The organism is Rhodanobacter lycopersici, assembly GCF_040812335.1.
In the GTDB taxonomy this organism is placed as follows: Bacteria; Pseudomonadota; Gammaproteobacteria; order Xanthomonadales; family Rhodanobacteraceae; genus Rhodanobacter_A; species Rhodanobacter_A lycopersici.
The window spans coordinates 535,905-556,044 of the sequence record NZ_JBFOHK010000001.1 but is presented as its reverse complement, the minus strand read 5'-3'; the positions used below and the strand labels follow the sequence as shown (position 1 = coordinate 556,044).

Below are 20,140 nucleotides of genomic sequence, written 5' to 3'. Positions count from 1 at the left end.
AGCGGAAGCACGGGGAGATACGTGGGCTGCGGCGCAATGGATGCAGCCGCAGCGGAAGTGGTTCAGGTGCCGCTGATCGCGCCCTTGGCGACGACCGGGCCGGTGGGCTGGCCGGTGGGCGAGCCGCCGAGCGGTTCCACCGACACTGCGAGCAACGCCTTGGCGCTCAGGTTGGCCAGCAGATCGGGGCGCAGCCTCACGGTGGTGGGTTTGTCGCGTGCGATAACGCCCAGAGCCATCGGCTTGCCGCCGGGCGGGATCAGCCACAGTTCGGGTGAGCGGTTGCTGGCGATCGCTGCCGGGGTGGCCGGCACCACCACCATTCGCGCATGCTGGATATCCATCGTGGCCGTCCAGCCGGCGACGCCGTTGTCCTGCTGGATGCTGGAGACCATGTAACCCGCACTGATGGCGGTCGGCGCCGGGCGCGGCGCGGTGAACAGCATCACCAGGCAGGCCGCAGCCAGCACGCTGGCGCCGATGCCGAGCCAGCGCCACAAGGGCAGGTTGTCCCACAGCCGTCGGCGTGTCGGCGCGGGAGTCGGGATGTCGCGGGTGAGGCCAAGTTCGGACTGCAACCGCGCCCATACGTAATCGGCGGGTGCGACAGCCGGGATGTCCTCGCTCAGCGGCAACAGGTGCCGTTGCCACAGCGCGACGGCCGCGGCGGCCTGTGGATCGTCGCGGACCTCCCGCTCCACCGCGGCACGCGCCTCGGCATCCAGCACGCCGAGTACGTACTCGGCGTAGCGCAGATCGTCGCGATCGTGGTCGGTAGGCGTGTTCATCGCGCCGTCCTATGACTCCAGGCAGGTCCGCAGGCGGATCAGGCTGCGCCGGATCCAGCTTTTCATGGTGGCCAGCGGCACGCTGCAGTGTGCCGCCAATTCGTTATACGTAGCGCCGCTGAAAAAGGCTGCGCGCACGGCTGCCTTGTGTCGGGGCTCGAGCGCATCGAGGCAGCGTTCGAGGCGCTGGCGTTCCTGGCTGCGTTCGGCATTCGCGGCGGGCGTGGGTTGCCCGTCGACGAGGTCCAGCGCGATCGATGGGGCCGCCACTGGTGCCTCGCGATGCTGGCGCAGGCGATCGATCGCCTTGTTGCGCCCCAGGGTGACCAGCCAGGTGATGGCGCTGGCACGGGCCGGGTCGAAGCTTTCCGCGCGGCGCCACACCGTGGTGTAGATCTCCTGCAGCACATCCTCCGCCTCGCCGCGATCACGCAACATGCGCAGGCATACGCCGAACAGCTTGGATGAGGTGCGCCGGTACAGTTCGGTGAAGGCACCTTGGTCGCCATGGCCGGCAGCGGTCAGGATCTGCGACAGTTCTTCGCGCTCGGCCGGACTGGCGCTCATGCGGCGATCGCTTCCCGCCCGCGTGTTGCGCGGAGCGGGATGCGGATGGCGAGGAGGGCCGGCATGCGCGACAGCATGCCGGCTGGACCGGTGGCCGGCAAGCGGCCGGACGTGGGTTGGGTTCAGACCTCCAGCGTGGCCAGGTCGCCTTTCTCTTCCAGCCAGGCTTTGCGATCACTCGCGCGCTTCTTGGCCAGCAGCAGGTCCATCAGCTTCGCGGTGCCGTCGTCGCCGTCCACGGTGAGCTGCACCAGGCGGCGGGTGTCGGGATGGATGGTGGATTCGCGCAGCTGCGGCGGGTTCATCTCGCCCAGGCCCTTGAAGCGGGTGACGCTGACGGCGCCCTTCATCTTCTCGCGCTCGATCTTCTGCAGCATCGCCTGCTTCTCGTTCTCGTCGAGGCAGTAGAACACCTGCTTGCCCACGTCGACGCGGAACAGCGGCGGCATCGCCACGAACACATGGCCTTCGCTGACCAGGTGCGGGAAGTGCTTCAGGAACAGCGCCGAGAGCAGGGTGGCGATGTGCAGGCCGTCGGAGTCGGCATCGGCGAGGATGATCACCTTGCCGTAGCGCAGGCCGGTGAGGTCGTCCTTGCCGGGGTCGCAGCCGATCGCCACGGCGAGGTTGTGCACTTCCTCGGAAGCCAGCACCGAGGTCGATTCCACTTCCCAGGTATTGAGGATCTTGCCGCGCAGCGGCAGGATCGCCTGGAACTCCTTGTCGCGCGCCTGTTTGGCGCTGCCGCCGGCGGAGTCGCCTTCGACCAGGAACAGCTCGGTGCGCGAGAGGTCGGTGGAGGTGCAGTCGGCCAGCTTGCCGGGCAGGGCAGGGCCTTGCACGATCTTCTTGCGCACCACCTGCTTGGCGGCCTTGAGGCGCGCGCTGGCACGCTCGATGGCGAGCTGGGCGATGCGCTCGCCGGTGTCCACGTTCTGGTTCAGCCACAGGCTGAAGGCATCGTGGATCACGTTCTCCACCATGCCGGCGGCCTGGCGCGAGGACAACCGCTCCTTGGTCTGGCCGGCGAACTGTGGATCGAGCAGCTTGGCGCTGAGCACGAAGGCGAGCCGTTCCCACACGTCCTCCGGCGCCAGCTTCACGCCGCGCGGCAGCAGGTTGCGGATGTCGCAGAACTCGCGGATCGCATTGGTGAGGCCGGAACGCAAGCCGTTGACGTGGGTGCCGCCCTGCGCGGTGGGGATCAGGTTGACGTAGCTCTCCTGCACCAGCTCGCCTTCCGGCAACCAGGCCAGCGCCACGTCCATGCCTTCGGTGTCGCGCGCCACATGGTGCACGAACAGTTCCGCCGGCAGTGCTTCGCCGCCGTCCAGCTCGCCGCGCAGGTAGTCGCGCAGGCCGTCCTCGTAGCGCCATTCGACGACTTCGCCGCTGGCTTCGTCGGTGAGCTTCACCGCAAGGCCGGCGCACAGCACGGCCTTGGCGCGCAGCAGGTGCTTGAGTTTCGACAGCGAGATCTTCGGCGAATCGAAGTATTTCGGGTCGGGCCAGAAGTGCACGGTGGTGCCGGTTTTCTTCTTCGGCACCGTGCCGACCACTTCCAGTTCGCTGACGCGGTCGCCGTGCTCGAAGGCCATGCGGTATTCGCTGCCGTCACGGCGGATCGTCACCTCCACCCGTTGCGACAGTGCGTTCACCACCGACACGCCCACGCCGTGCAGGCCGCCGGAGAAGTTGTAGTTCTTGCCGCTGAACTTGCCGCCCGCGTGCAGGCGGGTGAGGATCAGCTCGACGCCCGGGATGCCTTCCTCGGGGTGGATGTCCACCGGCATGCCGCGGCCGTCGTCCGTCACTTGGACCGAACCGTCCGCATGCAGCACCACTTCGATCGATTTCGCGTGGCCGGCCAGCGCCTCGTCCACCGAGTTGTCGATCACCTCCTGCGCCATGTGGTTCGGGCGCGTGGTGTCGGTGTACATGCCGGGGCGGCGCTTGACGGGGTCCAGGCCGGAGAGGACTTCGATGTCGGCGGCGTTGTAGCGACTGCTCATGCGGGAACGTCTGCTGGGATCAGGCGAGGGAGGATGGTCGGCGCGTGCGGGCAGGTCAAGGCTTGCCCTGTAGGAGCGCACCCTGTGCGCGAATGCTCTGGTGTTGACCGGAACAAAAGCATTCGCGCACAGGGCGCGCTCCTACTCGGTAGATTGCGTGGACATCACAAGGGCGCGCAATGGCGCTCCAGCCAGGCGAGGTCGGCGCCTTCCAGCAGCGGAGCCAGCGCGGCGCGCACGGTGGCGTGGTAGTCGTCCAGCCAGGCACGCTCGTCGGGAGCGAGCAGGCCGGGCTCCAGCGCGCGGCGGTCGAACGGGCACAGGGTGAGCGTCTCGAAGGCGAGAAAGTCGCCGAACTCGGTGCGGTCGGCTTCGACCACCACGGCGAGGTTCTCGTGACGGATGCCGTGGCGGCCGGGCTTGTACAGGCCGGGTTCGATCGAGGAGATCATGCCCGGCTCCAGCGCCACCAGCGCGCCGCCGCCCACTGGCGGACGGATGGACTGCGGGCCTTCGTGCACGTTGAGGAAGTAGCCCACGCCATGGCCGGTGCCGTGGCCGTAGTCGCAGCCGGCGGCCCATAGCGGCGCACGCGCCAGTGCGTCGAGCTGCGGGCCGCTGGCGCCCTTGGGGAAGCGGGCGCGGCTGAGCGCGATCATGCCCTTGAGCACCAGGGTGGCGTCGCGGCGCTGCTCGGCGGTGGTCTCGCCCAGCGCCAGCACACGGGTGATGTCAGTGGTGCCGCCGAGGTACTGGCCGCCGGAGTCGATCAGCAGCAGGCCCTTTGCCTGCAGCGCGCTGTGCGATGCCTGGGTGGCGCGGTAATGGGGCAGGGCGCCGTTGGCCTGGTAGCCGGCGATGGTGGCGAAGCTTTCGCCCACGAATTCCGGTTGCGCGGCTCGGGCGGCGTGCACGAGGCGGTGCACGTCCAGCTCGCTGAGCGGCTTGCCCTGGGCGAGCTGGTGCTCGATCTCGCGGAACGCGCCGGCCAGCGCCGCGCCGTCGCGGCGCATCACATCGCGCACGCGGTCCAGTTCGGCGGGGCTCTTCATCGCCTTGAACGCGGTGCTGGGGTTGGCGGTCTCGATGCGCTGCACGTCGGCGGGGATCGCGTTGCTGATCGCGCAGACCACGCGCGCGGGATCGAACAACAGGACGTCGCCCTTGCGCAGCTCGGCCAGCGCGCCGGTGATGCCGGCATAACCGGCGATCGCGACGCCGTCGGCGGCAAGCTGCGCGACCAGGGCATCGTCGAACTTGCCGCGCTCGGCGAACAGGGTGGCCTTGCCCTCGGCCGCGACCAGCAGGTGGGCGAGGAAGACCGGGTTGCACTCCACGTCGCTGCCGCGCAGGTTGGTGAGCCAGGCGATGTCGTCGAGGCTGGAAACGAGGTGATGCGTGGCGCCACGCTTGCGCAGCGCGTGGCGCAGGCGCGTCAGCTTGTCCGCGCGCGAGGTGCAGGCCCAGGCGATCGGGTGTTCGACGATGCGCGCGTGGGGCAGGGCAGGGCGGTCGTGCCAGGCCGCGCCGGGCAGGTCGAGATCGGTGCGCACGCGCACGCCGTGTTCGCCCAGCTTGGCTTCCATCGCGCGCAGGCTGGCCAGCGAGACGCTGTCGCCAGCCACGGCCAGCAGGTCGCCTTCATGCAGATGCGTGGCCAGCCAGTCCATATGCTCGGGCGTGTGCGGCACGTGCAGCTTCATCAGGACGATGCCGCTGCCAGCGAGCTGCTGCTCGGCCTGCGCGAAATAGCGCGAGTCGGTCCACAGGCCCGCCTGCTCGCGGCTCACCACCAGGGTGCCGGCCGAGCCGGTGAAGCCGGACAGCCACGCGCGGGCCTGCCAGTGCTCGGGCAGGTATTCGGAGAGATGCGGGTCGGCGCTGGGGACGATCACGGCGGCGATGCCGTGCTGCTGCATGGCCGCGCGCAGTGCGGCGATCCGGGCGGGAATGGGTGTGCTCATGCGCGGCATGGTAGCAGGCACGCCTGCCGCACGATGCTTGCCACAACGGCGCGGGGCAGACAACGCGCAAGATCATCGCGCAGCATGTTTCAGCTGCGGCATTGTGTCTCGGAAGGGTGTCATTTCGTGCCGTCACTCACTACGATGCGCGCGCCGCATCCCCACGGCATCCCCTTTCAAGTCGTCCAAAGAGTCGTTCGTGAGCAAACGTAGCGTCGTTTCCGCCTTGCGCTGGTCGTGCGCAGGTATGGCCGTGTTCCTCGCCGGCTGCAACATGGAGGTCCTCTCGCCGAAGGGCGACGTGGGCATGCATGAAAAGAACCTGATCCTGATCGCGCTCGGGCTGATGTCCGTGGTGGTGATTCCGGTGATCGTGCTGACCCTGTGGTTCGCCTGGCGCTACCGCGCCTCCAACACCAAGGCCACCTATGCGCCGAAGTGGTCGCACTCGACCAGGATCGAGGCGGTGATGTGGGGCATCCCCTGCGTCATCATCGCGATCCTCGCCGTCATCACCTGGCGCAGCACGCATGCGCTGGATCCGTACAAGCCACTGGTCTCGGACGTGAAGCCGGTGACCATCGAGGCAGTGGCGATGGACTGGAAGTGGTTGTTCATCTACCCGGACTACGGCGTGGCCAGCGTCAACCAGATCGCGTTCCCGGTGGACACGCCGGTGAACTTCAGGATCACCTCGGCCACGGTGATGAACGCGTTCTTCATCCCGCAGCTGGGCAGCCAGATCTACGCGATGGCGGGCATGCAGACCAAGTTGCACCTGATCGCCCGCGAGTCGGGCGATTACGACGGCCTGTCCTCCAACTACAGCGGTGCCGGCTTCTCCGACATGCGCTTCAAGGCGATCGCCACCTCGCAGCAGGGTTTCCAGGACTGGCTGGCCAAGGCGAAGGCCAGCGCGGCCACGCTTGACCTGCCGACCTACCAGGCGCTGGAGCAGCCCAGCGAGAAGGTGCCGGTGTCGTACTACGCGACGGTCGCGCCCGACCTGTTCGAGGACATCCTGCACAAGGACATGGGCGGCAATCCCGCCGGCGACAAGCCGACGGAAGGCGCGCCGATGAAGGACATGTCGATGCAAGGCATGCCGACGCACGAGGGCGTCGCCGTCGCCGCCTCGCACAACGATCACGCCAAGGCTGCGGAGTAGGCCATGTTCGGAAAGCTTTCCCTCTCGTCGATTCCGTTCGACCAGCCCATCGTGATGGGCACCCTGCTGATGGTGGCCATAGGCGGCGCGGCCCTGTTCGGCGGCATCACCTATTTCCGCAAGTGGGGTTACCTGTGGAACGAGTGGTTCACCACGGTGGACCACAAGAAGATCGGCGTCATGTACGTCATCCTGGCGCTGGTGATGCTGCTGCGCGGCTTCGCCGACGCGATCATGATGCGCGGCCAGCAGGCGCTGGCCGCCGGCGGTGCCCAGGGCTACCTGCCGCCGCACCACTTCGACCAGATCTTCAGCGCCCACGGCACCATCATGATCTTCTTCATGGCGATGCCGTTCATCGTGGGCCTGATGAACCTGGTGGTGCCGCTGCAGATCGGCGCGCGTGACGTGGCCTATCCGTTCCTGAACTCGCTGAGCTTCTGGCTCACGGCGTCGGGCGTGGTGCTGATCATGCTGTCGCTGTTCGTGGGCGAGTTCTCCACCACCGGCTGGCTGGCCTATCCGCCGCTGTCCGAGCTGCAGTTCAGTCCGGGCGTCGGCGTGGACTACTACATCTGGGCGCTGCAGCTGTCAGGCCTGGGAACCACGCTCAGCGGCATCAACTTCATCGTCACCATCCTGCGCATGCGCGCCCCGGGCATGACGCTGATGAAGATGCCGGTGTTCAGCTGGACCGCGCTGGTCACCAACGTGTTGATCGTGGCGGCGTTCCCGGTGCTGACCGTGACGCTGGCGTTGCTTGGTGCCGACCGTTACCTCGGCATGCACTTCTTCACGAACGACCTTGGCGGCAACGCCATGATGTACGTGAACCTGATCTGGATCTGGGGCCATCCCGAGGTCTACATCCTGGTGCTGCCGTGCTTCGGCGTGTTCTCCGAGATCATCTCCACGTTCTCGGGCAAGCCGCTGTTCGGCTACAAGTCGATGGTGTGGGCCACGGTGGCGATTGGCGGCCTGTCCTTCCTGGTGTGGCTGCACCACTTCTTCACCATGGGTTCGGGCGCCAACGTCAACGCGTTCTTCGGCATCGCCACCATGGTGATCTCGATCCCCACCGGCGTGAAGGTGTTCAACTGGCTGTTCACCATGTACCGCGGCCGTGTGCGCTTCACCGTGCCGGTGCTGTGGACGATCGGCTTCATGGTGACCTTCGTGATCGGCGGCATGACCGGCGTGCTGCTGGCGGTGCCGGGCGCGGACTTCGTGCTGCACAACAGCCTGTTCCTGATCGCGCACTTCCACAACATGATCATCGGCGGCGTGGTGTTCGGCTGCCTGGCCGCGCTGAACTTCTGGTTCCCCAAGGCCACCGGTTTCAAGTTGGAGGAACGCTGGGGCAAGTGGTCGTTCTGGTGCTGGCTGGTGGGCTTCTACGTGGCCTTCGTGCCGCTGTACCTGCTCGGCTTCATGGGCGCCACCCGCCGCATGCAGCACTACGACAACGTCGCCTGGCAGCCGTACTTCGTGGTGGCCCTGATCGGTGCGGTGATCATCATGGCCGGCATCGGCTTCACCGTGCTGCAGATCGCGGTGAGCATCCGCAACCGCGACAGCAACCGCGACCTTACCGGCGACCCGTGGGGCGGCCGCACCCTGGAGTGGGCGACCAGCTCGCCGGCGCCGTTCTACAACTTCGCCGTGGAGCCGCAGATCACCGAGCTGGACCAGTTCTGGGCGGACAAGGAGCACAAGCGCGCCTACCCGCGCCATGCGCACTACGCCGACATCCACATGCCGCGCAACACCGGCGTGGGCGTGGTGATGGGCGGCTTCGCCACGCTGCTGGGCTTCGGGCTGATCTGGCACATCTGGTGGCTGGCGATCCTGGGCCTGGTCGGCATGGTCGGTTCGTTCGTCGTGCGCGCCTACGACCGCGACGTCGACTACTACGTACCCGGCGCCGAGGTCGAGAAGATCGAGCGCGAGCGGCTGGTGCCGCTGCACAAGCTGATTGACCAGGTGGGTGCCGCTCCCGCCGAGCAGAAGGTGGCCTGAGCATGAATACTTCCGTCATCACCGCCGGCCACGACGTCGCCGGCCACCACGAGCACCACGACGACGGCTCCAAGACCCTGCTGGGGTTCTGGATCTACCTGATGAGCGACTGCCTGATCTTCTCGGGTCTGTTCGCCACCTTCGCCGTCATGGCCCATTCCTACGCGGGCGGTCCGACCGGCAAGGAGATCTTCGATCTCAAGTATGTGCTGGGCGAAACCATGCTGCTGCTGGTCTCCAGTTTCACCTTCGGCATGGCGATGCTGAACATGCACGCCGGGCGCCGCGGCAAGGTGCTGGCCTGGCTGGCGATCACCTTCCTGTTCGGTGCGGCCTTCGTGGGCATGGAAATCCACGAGTTCGTCCACCTGATCCATGAGGGCGCCGGTCCCGACCGCAGCGCATTCCTGTCGGCCTACTTCACCCTGGTCGGCACGCACGGCCTGCACGTCACCTGCGGCCTGATCTGGATCGTGGTGATGCTGGACATGGTGCGCCGTTACGGCCTGGACGGCCTCGTCAGGCGCCGCCTGTCCTGCCTCAGCCTGTTCTGGCACTTCCTCGACGTGATCTGGATCTGCGTGTTCACTTTTGTCTACCTGCACGGGGTGCTGTGATGTCGCACGCTCACGAACAAGCCGCCCACGGCGGCAAGCACGGCTCGCTTTCGTCCTACATGGTCGGCTTCGGGTTGTCGCTCGTGCTCACCCTGCTGTCCTTCGGCTGCGTGATGACCGGCATGGTGCCGCACCACCTGGTCGTGCCGGGCCTGATGGTGTTCTGCGTGGCCCAGGTGCTGGTGCAGCTGGGCTTTTTCCTGCACATGGGCATCGCCCCGGAGCAGCGCGAGAACCTGATGGTGGCCGTCTGCGCGCTGGTCTTCATCGCCATCGTGGTGATCGGCTCGCTGTGGGTGCTGCACAACATGAACGCCTACATGATGCCGGGGATGTCGCACGGCTGAAGCTGGCATTCCCGATTGTTCTGCTGCCGGCGGCTTTGCGAGGGGCCGCCGGTTTTGTTTGGGTGACGACGCAAGTTTCAAAGCGGTTTCGAGCGCCTGCCGGCGCCCGAGTTACTTCTCCTTTGCTTGTCTACACCACTGCAGGATGCAGTGGTGAGCAGCGCAGCTGGCCCGAAGGGCGGAGGGCAGGAGGCTCGGAGTCAAGGAGAAGGAACCAAGAGGAAACCACACCCTGATGACGCGCCCTCTGGGCCTCCTGCCCTGCGGGTGCGCAGGCGGGTTCCGGGGTTTTTCGACGAGACTCCTGTCCCGGCGAAAAACTGGCCCGCATCCCTGCGGGCCATCCTGCGGACTTTTCGCCACCCGCCCGCCGCGCCATAGGGGCCCCGGGTAGAGCAGCGCGCTCCCGGCGCGCAGAAGCAACGGCCAAAGCGAAAGCCGCGAGCTTGCGGCGCTCTGGCTTCGGCTTCTGGCGCGCGGGAAGCGCGCCTGCTCTTGTGGGGCCCCTGGGCGGCGGTGAGGCGGGGACGAAAAGGCCGCGCAGCGGGCGAGCCCAGGGAGGGGCTCGCCTTTTCGCGCGGGCAGGAGCCCGCTCGAAAAGCCCGGCCCCGCCTCACGGACTTGCCGGGCAGGAGCCCGGCAAGCGCCAACCGGGGTGGCCTTCTCTTTGGGTTACTTTTCTCTTGGCCACACAAGAGAAAAGTGACTCGGGCGCCGGCAGGCGACCGAAACCGCTTTGTTCCTCGTGAGCAAGGCAGTCAATTACTCGTCTCCCGCAAGGCAAAACGAACCCCGCAACCGCAATTCCGGATGAATCCGCCCACCGCGACATCTCGCGGCGGAGGCCGACTGCCGCTAGAATATGTATTTCCAGCACGGCTGCATTCCATGACCCCCCTGATTTTCGTCACTGGCGGTGTGGTGTCCTCGCTTGGCAAGGGCATCGCCGCGGCGTCGCTGGCCTCCATCCTGGAAGCGCGTGGCCTCTCGGTCACCATGATGAAGCTCGATCCCTACATCAACGTGGATCCGGGCACCATGAGCCCGTTCCAGCACGGCGAGGTCTATGTCACCGACGACGGCGCCGAGACCGACCTCGACCTCGGCCACTACGAGCGCTTCGTCCATACCCGGCTCACCGGCAAGAACTCGATCACCACCGGCAAGATCTACGAGAGCGTGATCCGCAAGGAGCGCCGCGGCGATTACCTGGGTGCCACCGTGCAGGTGATCCCGCACATCACCGACGAGATCAAGCACTGCATCCACGAGGCCACCCGCGGCTTCGACGTGGCGCTGGTGGAGATCGGCGGCACGGTGGGCGACATCGAGTCGCTGCCGTTCCTGGAGGCGATCCGCCAGCTGCGCATCGAGCACGGCCCGGAAAAGTGCCTGTTCATGCACCTCACCCTGGTGCCGTTCATCAAGGCCGCCGGCGAGATCAAGACCAAGCCGACCCAGCATTCGGTGAAGGAATTGCGCTCGATCGGTATCCAGCCGGACATCCTGCTGTGCCGCAGCGAGCAGCCGCTGCCCGAGGGCGAGCGGCGCAAGATCGCGCTGTTCACCAACGTGGCCGAGAACGCGGTGATCAGCGCGGTGGACGTGGACGTGATCTACAAGACCCCGCTGTGGTTGCATCAACAGGGCTTGGACGAGATCGTGGTGCGAAAGCTGGGCCTCGACGCCAAGCCGGCCGATCTTTCCGGGTGGCAGCGCACGGTGGACGCCGTGGTGCACCCGAGGGACGAGGTCACCGTGGCCATCGTCGGCAAGTACGTGGAACACAAGGACGCCTACAAATCGCTGGGCGAGGCGCTGCGCCACGGTGGCATCAAGCAGCAGACGCGGGTGAACCTGCAGTGGATCGATTCCGAGCAGGTCGAGGCCGAAGGCGCTGCCAAGGTGCTCGGCGGCATGGATGCGATCCTGGTGCCGGGCGGCTTCGGCAAGCGCGGCTTCGAAGGCAAGATCATGGCCGCGAAGTACGCCCGCGAGCATGGCGTGCCGTACTTCGGCATCTGCTACGGCATGCATGCGGCGGTGGTCGACTTCGCCCGCCATGTGGCCGGCCTGGCCGACGCCGACTCCAGCGAGAACGACCGCAACACGCCGAACCCGGTGATAGCGCTGATCACCGAGTGGACCACGTCCAGTGGCGAAGTGGAGCAGCGCAGCGAGCGCTCGGATCTCGGCGGCACCATGCGCCTGGGCGCGCAGGAATGCCGGCTCAAGGCCGGCACGCTGGCGCGCGAGATGTACGGCCAGGAAGTGGTGCGCGAGCGCCATCGCCATCGCTACGAGTTCAACAACCGCTACCGCCAGTCGTTCGAGGACCTCGGCCTGGTGATCTCCGGCAAGTCGATGGACGACCTGCTGGTCGAGATCGTCGAACTGCCGCAGCAGAAGCATCCGTGGTTCCTCGGCTGCCAGGCGCATCCGGAGTTCACCTCCACGCCGCGCGATGGCCACCCGCTGTTCATCGGCTTCGTGCGTGCCGCGCGCGAATGCAAGGCGGTGCGCGAGGGCGTGAAGCTGGCTAAGGAGCACGTGGCATGAAGCTGTGTGGCTTCGAAGTTGGCCTGGACCAGCCGCTGTTCCTGATCGCCGGTCCCTGCGTGGTCGAGTCCGAGCAGTTGCAGCTCGATACCGCGGGCAAGCTGAAGGAGATCACCGCCAGGCTCGGCGTGAACTTCGTCTTCAAGTCCAGCTTCGACAAGGCCAACCGTTCCTCCGGCACCAGCTTCCGTGGCCCGGGTATGGAAGAGGGTTTGCGCATCCTCGGCGAGGTGAGGCGCCAGATCGGCGTGCCGGTACTCACCGATGTGCACGAATACACCCCGTTCGGCGAAGTCGCCGCGGTGGTGGACGTGCTGCAGACTCCGGCCTTCCTGTGCCGCCAGACCGATTTCATCCAGGCGGTGGCGCGCGCCGGCAAGCCGGTGAACATCAAGAAGGGCCAGTTCCTCGCTCCCTGGGACATGAAGCACGTGGTGGCCAAGGCCAAGGCCGTAGGCAACGACGACATCCTGGTCTGCGAGCGCGGCGCCAGTTTCGGCTACAACAACCTCGTTTCGGACATGCGCAGCCTCAGCGCGATGCGCGAGACCGGCTGCCCGGTGGTGTTCGACGCCACCCACTCGGTACAGCTGCCGGGCGGACAGGGCTCCAGCTCCGGCGGCCAGCGCGAGTTCGTGCCGGTGCTGGCGCGCGCCGCGGTGGCCGCAGGCGTGGCCGGGCTGTTCGCCGAAACCCACCCCGACCCGAGCAAGGCACTCTCCGATGGCCCCAACGCCTGGCCGCTGGACAAGATGGAAGCCCTGCTGGAGACCCTGCTGGAACTGGACGCCGTGACCAAGCGCCACGGCTTCCTCGAAAACACCTTGTGATGCCGAGGCCCGCCTCGGATCGCCCCTGAATCGCCACTTCTGGACTGGAACCGCATGAGCACTGACATCACCCGCATCCACGCCCGTGAAATCCTCGACTCGCGCGGCAATCCCACACTGGAAGCCGAAGTCACCCTGGCCGGTGGCGGTTTCGGCCGCGCCGCGGTGCCCAGCGGCGCCAGCACCGGCACGCGGGAGGCGGTGGAGCTGCGCGACGGCGACAAGGCGCGCTACCTCGGCAAGGGCGTGAAGCACGCGGTGGGCAACGTCAACGGTGCGATCGCCAGCGCGCTCAAGGGTTTCGATGCAGCCAACCAGGGTGGCCTGGATGCGAAACTGATCCAGCTCGACGGCAGCCCGAACAAGGGCAAGCTGGGCGCGAACGCGCTGCTCGGCGTGTCGATGGCCGCCGCGCACGCGGTGGCGGCGCAGCGCAAGCAGGCGCTGTGGCAGTACCTGGCGGAGATCAACGGCACCACCGGCAAGCCCGGCGCGTTGCCGGTGCCGATGATGAACATCATCAACGGCGGCGCGCATGCCGACAACAACGTCGACGTGCAGGAGTTCATGGTGCTGCCGGTGGGCGTGTCCAGCTTCGCCGAGGCGCTGCGCGCCGGCGCGGAGATCTTCCATGCGCTGAAAAGCGTGCTGAAGGGCAAGGGCCTGAACACCGCGGTGGGTGACGAGGGTGGTTTCGCGCCGAACCTGCGTTCCAACATCGAGGCGCTGGATACCATCCTCGAGGCCGTCGACAAGGCCGGTTACAAGGCTGGCAGCGAGATCCTGCTCGGCCTCGACGCGGCCAGCTCGGAATTCTTCAAGGACGGCAAGTACGACCTGGCAGGCGAGGGCAAGCTCTACACCTCCGCACAGTGGGTCGATGTGTTGGCCGGCTGGGCCAGGCAGTACCCGATCGTCACCATCGAGGACGGCATGGCCGAAGGCGACTGGGATGGCTGGAAGCTGCTCACCGACGCCATCGGCAAGAACATCCAGGTAGTGGGCGACGACCTGTTCGTCACCAATCCGGCGATCTTCAAGGAAGGCATCGACAAGGGCATCGCCAACGCCATCCTGATCAAGGTGAACCAGATCGGCACCTTGTCCGAGACGCTGGAAGCCATCGCCATGGCCGACGCGGCGAAGTACGCGGCGATCGTTTCGCACCGCTCGGGCGAGACCGAGGACACCACCATCGCCGACATCGCGGTGGCGACCACCGCCACCCAGATCAAGACCGGTTCGCTGTGCCGCACCGACCGCGTGGCCAAGTACAACCAGCTGCTGCGCATCGAGGAAGCGCTGGGCACGGCGGCGCGCTATGCGGGCCGCACGGCTTTCGTGAGCCTCGACCACCTGCCGGGCTGACCCGGCGCGCCCCGGCCCATGCTGCGCTGGATCGCCCTGGTTCTGCTCCTGCTGCTGATCGGACTGCAGCTGAAACTGTGGTCCGCGCACGGCGGCATGCACGAGGTGGACGGCTTGCGCGTGTCGATCAAGAAGCAGACCGACGAGAACACGCGCCTGCAGCAGCGCAACCAGGCGCTGGCCGCCGACGTGTCCGACCTCAAGCATGGCGACCAGGCGATCGAGGCGCGTGCACGCACCGAATTGGGCCTGATCAAGCCGGGCGAGACGTTTTACCAGATCGACAACCAGCCCGCGGGCGCCAGCAGCACGCTGCCCCTGCCGCCGCCGGCCCGGCCCGGCGGCGCCACCGGTGGCGTCGTCAAATGAGCGCCACCTTGTGGTGTGTGGTGCCCGCCGCCGGGCGCGGCACGCGGATGGGCGCGGACTGCCCCAAGCAATACCTGCCACTGGCCGGGCGGCCGCTGATCGCACACACGCTGGAGCGGCTGGCCGCGCATCCGCGCATCGCCGGCCTCGTGGTGGTGCTGGGCGCGAAGGACGAGCACTGGCCAGGCATCACGACCCTGCGCGGCAAGCCGGTGCGCACCGCGATCGGCGGCGCCGAACGCAGCGATTCGGTGTTGGCGGGCCTGCATGCCTTGCCGTCCGGGGTAGATGACGCCGACTTCGTGCTGGTGCATGACGCCGCGCGCCCCTGTGTGCGTGCGACGGACATCGTGCGCCTGATCGAACGGGCGGCGCAGGCGGATGGCGGCCTGCTTGGCGCGCCGCTGCGTGACACGCTCAAGCGCGCGGACGAAGGCGGGTGCAGTCTCGCCACCGAACCGCGCGAGCAGCGCTGGCGGGCCTTCACGCCGCAGATGTTCCGTCGCGGCGAGCTCACCGCCGCGTTGCGCGCGGTGGCGCTCGACGGCCGGCCGGTCAGCGACGAGGCGATGGCGATGGAACTGGCCGGCTTCCGGCCGCTGCTGGTCGAGGGCGCCGAGGACAACATCAAGGTGACCACGGCGGCGGACCTCGCGCTGGCCGAATTCCTGCTGGCGAGGACGGCATGAGCATTCGTATCGGCAACGGTTTCGACGTGCACGCGTTCGGCGAAGGCGACCACGTCGTCCTGGGTGGCGTGCGCATCGCCCACAGCCACGGGCTGGTCGCACACTCGGACGGCGACGTGGTGATCCACGCCTTGTGCGACGCGATTTTCGGCGCGCTGGCGCTGGGCGACATCGGCAGACACTTTCCGCCATCGGACGAGCGCTGGCGCAACGCCGACAGCCGCCAGTTCCTACGCCACGCGGCACTGCTGATGGCGCAGCACGGCTATGCGCTGGGCAATGCCGATGTCACCGTGATCGGCGAATCACCGAAGGTGGGGCCGCATGCGCAGGCGATGCGCGAGAACCTGGCCGCCGACCTTGAGTGCGAACCCGGCCGCGTCAGCGTCAAGGCCACCACCACTGAAAAGCTGGGCTTCACCGGCCGCGGCGAAGGCATCGCCGCCCAGGCCTGTGTGCTGTTGGAGCACCGCTGAGCCTTTTGAACTTTTGCATGCCGGCACGGCCGGCGGAGCATCATGTCCGATTCCGAACTGCCTTTCGCGTACGGCACACCGCCGCTCGCCGCACGCCTGCGCAGCACCCCCGAGGATTTCGTGGTCGAGGAAATTCTCGGTTATGACGCCGACGGCAACGGCGAGCATGCGCTGCTGTGGGTGGAGAAGCGCGGCGCGAACACCGACTGGGTGGCGCGCGAGCTGGCGAAGTTCGCCAGCGTGCCGCCATTGGCAGTGGGCTACGCGGGCCTGAAGGACCGCCATGCGGTGACCCGGCAGACGTTCTCCGTGCAACTGGCAGGCAAGCCTGACCTGGACTGGTCCGTGTTTCCGCATGCGGAAGTGAAGGTACTGGCTGCCACGCGCCATGGCCGCAAGCTCAAGCGCGGAGCGCTGCGAGGCAACCGTTTCGTGCTGGTGCTGCGTGAAGTGCAGGGTGAGCGCGAACGTGCCGAACAGGTGCTGGCCGCGATCGCCGCGCGCGGCGTGCCGAACTACTTCGGCGAGCAGCGCTTCGGCCGCGAAGGCGGCAATCTCGCGCAGGCGCGGGCGATGTTCGCGGGGCGCCGGGTGGACCGCGACAAGCGCGGCTTCCTGCTTTCCGCCGCGCGCTCGCAGATCTTCAACAGCGTGCTCGCCGAACGCGTCGAACGTGGCGTGTGGGATGCGCCGCTGGATGGCGAGATCTGGTCGTTGGCCGGTTCCCGCTCCTGGTTCGGGCCGGAGCCGTACAACGACACGCTGGCGCAGCGCCTGGCCAGCGGCGACATCCATCCGTCCGGCCCGTTGTGGGGGCAGGGCGAGCCGCCCGCCACGGGCGAGGCAGGTTTGCTGGAGCGCGAAGTCGCTGCCGCTCATGCAGACCTCGCCGAAGGCATCGCCGCCGCGCGCATGGACCAGGAACGCCGCCCGCTGCGCCTGTTGCCGAAGGACTTGCGCTGGCGCTGGCTGGCGGACGACGCGCTGGAGCTGTCGTTCGAACTGCCGGCGGGGGCGTATGCGACGGTGGTGGTGCGGGAAGTGGCTGCTACGTCGTAGGGCGGACAATCAAGGGCGCCTTTATCGATGCCCGCGAAGTGCATCCTGCACCTCGCGGGCTCGCCAGCTCAGGGCCGTGCCCTGCGCCGGCTCCGTCCTGCTGGCACTGAGTGCCAGCAGGACGTTGGGCCAGTCATGGCCCAAGGTGCTCCTCAGTTCCTGAGGAGCACGATCACAGCTCCGGTGCCGCCCTGTGCAGGGCGCGCCGAAGCAAACGCCACCACGTCGTCGCGCCGGCGCAGCAAGCGGTCGGTGAGCGCCTTCAGCACCGGCCCGGCAGCCTTCGAGCGCAGGCCCTTGCCGTGGATGATGCGCACGCAGTGCAGGCCGCGCTGCCGCGCTTCGGCGAGGAAGCTGGCGATGGAGAGCTGTGCAGCAGCGGCATTCATCTGATGCAGATCGATCTCGTCCTGCACGCTGAACTGGCCGCGCTTGAGCTGGCGCAGCAGCTTCGGCGGATAGCCGTCGCGCAGGTAGCCCAGTTCCTCGCCCACCTCGAGCACGGCCGGGTCGAAAGCCATTTCCAGCAGTTCGCCCGGCACCGCGGCCTCGTCGGCTTCGAGCATGCGCGGCAGCGGCGCGGGTTTCGGCACCGGCGGCGGCGCGGCGACCGGGTCGATGCGGCGCACCTCGCCGATCGCCTCGCGGAACAGGCGGGCATCGTCTTCGCTGATCGGCGTGGACGGGCGGCGTTTCATGTCCCGATGCTAGCAAGCGGGAGGGCGCTACGCGTGCTCCCGATCCGTGAAACCACGGGTTCGCTCCGGTAAACTCGGGCGGCTACAGGGTGCGTACGCCGCGAATGGCGATGCGCTGCGGTCGACTCAACACGGATCAGCATGCGAGTTCTTGTCAGCAACGACGATGGCGTGGATGCGAAAGGCATCCATGTGCTTGCCGAGCGTCTCGGCGAGGTGGGCGAAGTGACGGTGGTGGCGCCTGACCGCGACCGTTCCGGTGCGAGCAATTCGCTGACCCTGGATGCACCGCTGCGCGTGCTGCACATGGAGGACGGCCGCTACCGCGTGGCCGGCACGCCCACCGACTGTGTGCACCTGGCGCTGTCCGGCATGCTGGAGAACGAGCCCGACATCGTGGTGTCGGGCATCAACAACTCGGCCAATCTCGGCGACGACGTGATCTATTCCGGCACGGTGTCGGCGGCGATGGAGGGGCGTTTCCTCGGCCTGCCGGCGATCGCCGTGTCGCTGGTGAGCCACGACCACCGCGGCATCCATTACGACTCGGCCGCGAACGCGGTGCTGCTGCTGATGCGCCGGCTGTTGGTCGATCCGCTGCCGGCCGATACCATCCTCAACGTCAACGTGCCGGATCGGCCGTGGGCGGAGATCCGCGGCTTCGAGGTCACCCGGCTGGGTCGCCGTCATCGCGCGGCGCCATGCATCGCGCAGACCGATCCGCGCGGCCGCCCGATCTGGTGGATCGGCCCGGCGGGCGAGGTGGACGATGCCGGCCCGGGCACCGATTTCGACGCAGTACGGCGCGGCTATGTCTCGGTCACGCCGATCCATGTCGACCTCACCCGCTTCCAGGCGCTGGAGAAGGTCAGCAGCTGGATGCAATCGCTCAGCGACGACATGGCCGTTCCCGGCCACAAGGTGGCCTGAGCGATGAACATGCATACGCTGCCTCCCGCGGCACTGAAGGGCGAGGGCATGACCTCGCAGCGCGCGCGCGACCGGCTCGCCGCCCAGCTGCGGGAAAGCGGCATCCGCGATCCGCGGGTGATCGACGTGATCCGCAACCTGCCGCGTCACCATTTCATCGACCAGGCGCTGCACTCGCGCGCCTACGAGAACACCGCACTGCCGATCGGCCACGGCCAGACCATCTCCCAGCCCTGGGTGGTGGCGCGGATGACCGAGGCGCTGCTCGAGCATTTCGACGCGCGCAAGGAGAAGCCCGGCCGGGTGCTGGAGATCGGTACCGGCTCCGGCTACCAGGCGGTGGTGCTGGCCGCGCTGGTGGAGCAGGTCTACACCGTGGAGCGGATCGAGGAACTGCTGCGCCAGGCGCGTCGCCGCTTCCGCCAGCTCGGCCTCGGCAACATCCGTTCGCGCTACGACGACGGCAAGCTGGGCTGGGCCGACGAGGCGCCGTTCGACGCGATCATCCTCACCGCTGCGGGCGACACCATTCCCAGCCGCATCCTCGAACAGCTCAGCCCCGGCGGCGTGCTGGTGGCTCCGGTGGGTTCGCCCAGCAGCCAGGTGCTGATCCGCCTGCGCGGCGACGGGCAGGGCGATTTCGCCCAGGAAGAACTCGGCGCGGTCAGTTTCGTGCCGCTGCTGGGCGGCATCGGCTGATGCAACGAAGAGTCTGCTCAATGTCTCCGCATAGCCCGCGTTGCCTTGTCGTGGTCGTCAGGTGGTGGCGCGTGGCGCAGCGCCTACCTGGCTGGCAGGTCAAGCCGCGCGCCACCGCATGGCGGCCACGGCAAGGCAACCCTTCGGGCCGGGTCTGTTTGCCCGCATCCCCGCGTCATCACTCGGTCGTGGACGGACGTCCACTCCTCGCTCCTCAAAGCCGGCGCCATCCATGGCGCCTCCCCGCGTACCCTCCTTCTTCCTTGGCCTGCGCGCAAACAGCTCCCGGCGCGGGCCATGCGGAGGCATTGAGCAGACTCTCCAAGGAAACCGACTAGATGCGCCTGTTCGGCAAGCTCTATGCCCGCGCCCTGGTGTGGGCGCGCCACCCCCACGCGATTCGTTACCTGTGCGGGCTCAGTTTCGTCGAGGCTTTCATCTTCCCGGTCATGCCGGAGGTGATGCTGGCGCCGATGATGCTGGGCAAGCGGCATCGGGCATTCTTCTACGCGAACGTCAGCCTGGCGTTCTCGCTGTTGGGCTCGCTGGTCGGCTACGCGCTGGGGCACTGGGCGTTCGAGGCGCTGAAGCCGCTGCTGGGCACGCTGCACCTGCTGGTGCCGATCGAGCAGGGCGTGTCCAGCCTTCGTGCGCAGATGGCCGAGCACCGCTGGGGACTTTACGGCGTGCTGGTCCTTGCCGCGCTGCAGCCGGTGGTGCCGATGAAGTTCGTGACCTGGGCCTCGGGCATCGTCGGCGTGCCGGTGCTGCCCTTCCTCGGCTGCGTGGCACTGGGCCGTGGCAAGCGCGTGTGGTTGCTGGCGCTGCTGATCTGGCTGTTCGGCGAGCGCGCCGAGCACTTGTTGCACAAGTACATCGAGTGGATCGGCTGGATCGTGCTGGTGCTGCTGGGCCTGCTGCTGGCGTGGTGGCTCTGGCGGCATTGAAGGTGCCAGGAGCCCGCATGAAAAAACAGGGAGC

19 protein-coding genes are annotated in these 20,140 nt (G+C 67.4%); 14 read left to right on the top strand and 5 right to left on the bottom strand.

What is annotated here, in order from left to right; translation table 11 throughout:
* Positions 1-62: 62 nt before the first annotated feature.
* From ABQJ54_RS02565 to ABQJ54_RS02550, 4 genes are all read right to left on the bottom strand, one after another.
* Positions 63-788: an anti-sigma factor gene (locus ABQJ54_RS02565; protein WP_367852701.1), complete on the bottom strand. Its 726-nt coding sequence runs from the start codon at positions 786-788 to the stop codon at positions 63-65.
* A 9-nt stretch (positions 789-797) separates the two neighbouring features.
* Positions 798-1,355, bottom strand: coding sequence for a sigma-70 family RNA polymerase sigma factor (locus tag ABQJ54_RS02560; protein WP_367852700.1), 558 nt, complete (start codon positions 1,353-1,355; stop codon positions 798-800).
* Positions 1,356-1,477: 122 nt separating this feature from the next.
* Positions 1,478-3,367 carry a DNA topoisomerase IV subunit B gene (parE, locus tag ABQJ54_RS02555; RefSeq protein ID WP_367852699.1) on the bottom strand — a complete coding sequence of 630 codons (1,890 nt, stop codon included), beginning with the start codon at positions 3,365-3,367 and terminating at the stop codon, positions 1,478-1,480.
* 164 nt (positions 3,368-3,531) lie between these two features.
* Positions 3,532-5,331 (bottom strand): aminopeptidase P family protein, encoded by a 1,800-nt coding sequence (locus ABQJ54_RS02550; protein ID WP_367852698.1) that lies wholly within the window; start codon positions 5,329-5,331, stop codon positions 3,532-3,534.
* A 247-nt stretch (positions 5,332-5,578) separates the two neighbouring features.
* Between ABQJ54_RS02550 and cyoA the strand changes: the two genes are divergently transcribed.
* The 11 genes from cyoA (at position 5,579) to truD (ending at position 16,832) form a co-directional block, all read left to right on the top strand.
* On the top strand, positions 5,579-6,499 hold the full coding sequence (gene cyoA / locus ABQJ54_RS02545; protein ID WP_367853553.1) for a ubiquinol oxidase subunit II: 921 nt from the start codon (positions 5,579-5,581) through the stop codon (positions 6,497-6,499).
* Positions 6,500-6,502: 3 nt separating this feature from the next.
* Positions 6,503-8,518, top strand: coding sequence for a cytochrome o ubiquinol oxidase subunit I (gene cyoB / locus ABQJ54_RS02540; protein ID WP_367852697.1), 2,016 nt, complete (start codon positions 6,503-6,505; stop codon positions 8,516-8,518).
* Between the two features lie 2 nt (positions 8,519-8,520).
* Positions 8,521-9,135: a cytochrome o ubiquinol oxidase subunit III gene (cyoC, locus tag ABQJ54_RS02535; protein WP_367852696.1), complete on the top strand. Its 615-nt coding sequence runs from the start codon at positions 8,521-8,523 to the stop codon at positions 9,133-9,135.
* Positions 9,135-9,482: a cytochrome o ubiquinol oxidase subunit IV gene (gene cyoD / locus ABQJ54_RS02530; RefSeq protein WP_367852695.1), complete on the top strand. Its 348-nt coding sequence runs from the start codon at positions 9,135-9,137 to the stop codon at positions 9,480-9,482. The genes cyoC and cyoD overlap by 1 nt, the downstream gene beginning before the upstream one ends.
* A gap of 888 nt (positions 9,483-10,370) precedes the next feature.
* Positions 10,371-12,041: a CTP synthase gene (gene pyrG / locus ABQJ54_RS02525; protein ID WP_367852694.1), complete on the top strand. Its 1,671-nt coding sequence runs from the start codon at positions 10,371-10,373 to the stop codon at positions 12,039-12,041.
* Positions 12,038-12,871: a 3-deoxy-8-phosphooctulonate synthase gene (gene kdsA, locus ABQJ54_RS02520; RefSeq protein WP_367852693.1), complete on the top strand. Its 834-nt coding sequence runs from the start codon at positions 12,038-12,040 to the stop codon at positions 12,869-12,871. Before pyrG ends, kdsA begins: the two co-directional genes overlap by 4 nt.
* Before the next feature lie 54 nt (positions 12,872-12,925).
* Complete coding sequence (eno, locus tag ABQJ54_RS02515; protein ID WP_367852692.1) at positions 12,926-14,239, top strand: phosphopyruvate hydratase; 1,314 nt, start codon at positions 12,926-12,928, stop codon at positions 14,237-14,239.
* A gap of 18 nt (positions 14,240-14,257) precedes the next feature.
* Positions 14,258-14,608 carry a cell division protein FtsB gene (ftsB, locus tag ABQJ54_RS02510; protein ID WP_367852691.1) on the top strand — a complete coding sequence of 117 codons (351 nt, stop codon included), beginning with the start codon at positions 14,258-14,260 and terminating at the stop codon, positions 14,606-14,608.
* Positions 14,605-15,297 (top strand): 2-C-methyl-D-erythritol 4-phosphate cytidylyltransferase, encoded by a 693-nt coding sequence (ispD, locus tag ABQJ54_RS02505; protein ID WP_367852690.1) that lies wholly within the window; start codon positions 14,605-14,607, stop codon positions 15,295-15,297. The genes ftsB and ispD overlap by 4 nt, the downstream gene beginning before the upstream one ends.
* Positions 15,294-15,773, top strand: coding sequence for a 2-C-methyl-D-erythritol 2,4-cyclodiphosphate synthase (ispF, locus tag ABQJ54_RS02500; protein WP_367852689.1), 480 nt, complete (start codon positions 15,294-15,296; stop codon positions 15,771-15,773). The genes ispD and ispF overlap by 4 nt, the downstream gene beginning before the upstream one ends.
* Before the next feature lie 42 nt (positions 15,774-15,815).
* Complete coding sequence (truD, locus tag ABQJ54_RS02495; RefSeq protein ID WP_367852688.1) at positions 15,816-16,832, top strand: tRNA pseudouridine(13) synthase TruD; 1,017 nt, start codon at positions 15,816-15,818, stop codon at positions 16,830-16,832.
* Between the two features lie 152 nt (positions 16,833-16,984).
* Here truD and ABQJ54_RS02490 read toward each other — a convergent pair whose 3' ends face one another.
* Entirely contained in the window at positions 16,985-17,530 is a 546-nt protein-coding gene (locus ABQJ54_RS02490) for a Smr/MutS family protein (protein WP_367852687.1), read from the bottom strand.
* A 141-nt stretch (positions 17,531-17,671) separates the two neighbouring features.
* On the opposite strand from ABQJ54_RS02490, the gene surE reads away from it, so the two are divergent.
* From surE to ABQJ54_RS02475, 3 genes are all read left to right on the top strand, one after another.
* Complete coding sequence (surE, locus tag ABQJ54_RS02485; protein WP_367852686.1) at positions 17,672-18,460, top strand: 5'/3'-nucleotidase SurE; 789 nt, start codon at positions 17,672-17,674, stop codon at positions 18,458-18,460.
* Positions 18,461-18,463: 3 nt separating this feature from the next.
* Positions 18,464-19,159 carry a protein-L-isoaspartate(D-aspartate) O-methyltransferase gene (locus ABQJ54_RS02480; RefSeq protein WP_367852685.1) on the top strand — a complete coding sequence of 232 codons (696 nt, stop codon included), beginning with the start codon at positions 18,464-18,466 and terminating at the stop codon, positions 19,157-19,159.
* A 338-nt stretch (positions 19,160-19,497) separates the two neighbouring features.
* Positions 19,498-20,106, top strand: a complete 609-nt coding sequence (locus ABQJ54_RS02475; RefSeq protein ID WP_367852684.1) for a YqaA family protein — start codon at positions 19,498-19,500, stop codon at positions 20,104-20,106.
* Positions 20,107-20,140: the final 34 nt, after the last annotated feature.

What these genes read in the sequence shown, in the direction of transcription:
- cyoD (WP_367852695.1), top strand. Translation starts at nt 9,135, where the DNA reads ATGTCGCACGCTCACGAACAAGCCGCCCACGGCGGCAAGCACGGCTCG.
- ispD (WP_367852690.1), top strand. Translation starts at nt 14,605, where the DNA reads ATGAGCGCCACCTTGTGGTGTGTGGTGCCCGCCGCCGGGCGCGGCACG.
- ABQJ54_RS02480 (WP_367852685.1), top strand. Translation starts at nt 18,464, where the DNA reads ATGAACATGCATACGCTGCCTCCCGCGGCACTGAAGGGCGAGGGCATG.
- ABQJ54_RS02560 (WP_367852700.1), bottom strand. Translation starts at nt 1,355, where the DNA reads ATGAGCGCCAGTCCGGCCGAGCGCGAAGAACTGTCGCAGATCCTGACC.
- ABQJ54_RS02550 (WP_367852698.1), bottom strand. Translation starts at nt 5,331, where the DNA reads ATGAGCACACCCATTCCCGCCCGGATCGCCGCACTGCGCGCGGCCATG.
- eno (WP_367852692.1), top strand. Translation starts at nt 12,926, where the DNA reads ATGAGCACTGACATCACCCGCATCCACGCCCGTGAAATCCTCGACTCG.
- cyoB (WP_367852697.1), top strand. Translation starts at nt 6,503, where the DNA reads ATGTTCGGAAAGCTTTCCCTCTCGTCGATTCCGTTCGACCAGCCCATC.
- ABQJ54_RS02490 (WP_367852687.1), bottom strand. Translation starts at nt 17,530, where the DNA reads ATGAAACGCCGCCCGTCCACGCCGATCAGCGAAGACGATGCCCGCCTG.
- kdsA (WP_367852693.1), top strand. Translation starts at nt 12,038, where the DNA reads ATGAAGCTGTGTGGCTTCGAAGTTGGCCTGGACCAGCCGCTGTTCCTG.
- cyoA (WP_367853553.1), top strand. Translation starts at nt 5,579, where the DNA reads ATGGCCGTGTTCCTCGCCGGCTGCAACATGGAGGTCCTCTCGCCGAAG.
- ABQJ54_RS02475 (WP_367852684.1), top strand. Translation starts at nt 19,498, where the DNA reads ATGCGCCTGTTCGGCAAGCTCTATGCCCGCGCCCTGGTGTGGGCGCGC.
- pyrG (WP_367852694.1), top strand. Translation starts at nt 10,371, where the DNA reads ATGACCCCCCTGATTTTCGTCACTGGCGGTGTGGTGTCCTCGCTTGGC.
- cyoC (WP_367852696.1), top strand. Translation starts at nt 8,521, where the DNA reads ATGAATACTTCCGTCATCACCGCCGGCCACGACGTCGCCGGCCACCAC.
- parE (WP_367852699.1), bottom strand. Translation starts at nt 3,367, where the DNA reads ATGAGCAGTCGCTACAACGCCGCCGACATCGAAGTCCTCTCCGGCCTG.
- ABQJ54_RS02565 (WP_367852701.1), bottom strand. Translation starts at nt 788, where the DNA reads ATGAACACGCCTACCGACCACGATCGCGACGATCTGCGCTACGCCGAG.
- ftsB (WP_367852691.1), top strand. Translation starts at nt 14,258, where the DNA reads ATGCTGCGCTGGATCGCCCTGGTTCTGCTCCTGCTGCTGATCGGACTG.
- surE (WP_367852686.1), top strand. Translation starts at nt 17,672, where the DNA reads ATGCGAGTTCTTGTCAGCAACGACGATGGCGTGGATGCGAAAGGCATC.
- truD (WP_367852688.1), top strand. Translation starts at nt 15,816, where the DNA reads ATGTCCGATTCCGAACTGCCTTTCGCGTACGGCACACCGCCGCTCGCC.
- ispF (WP_367852689.1), top strand. Translation starts at nt 15,294, where the DNA reads ATGAGCATTCGTATCGGCAACGGTTTCGACGTGCACGCGTTCGGCGAA.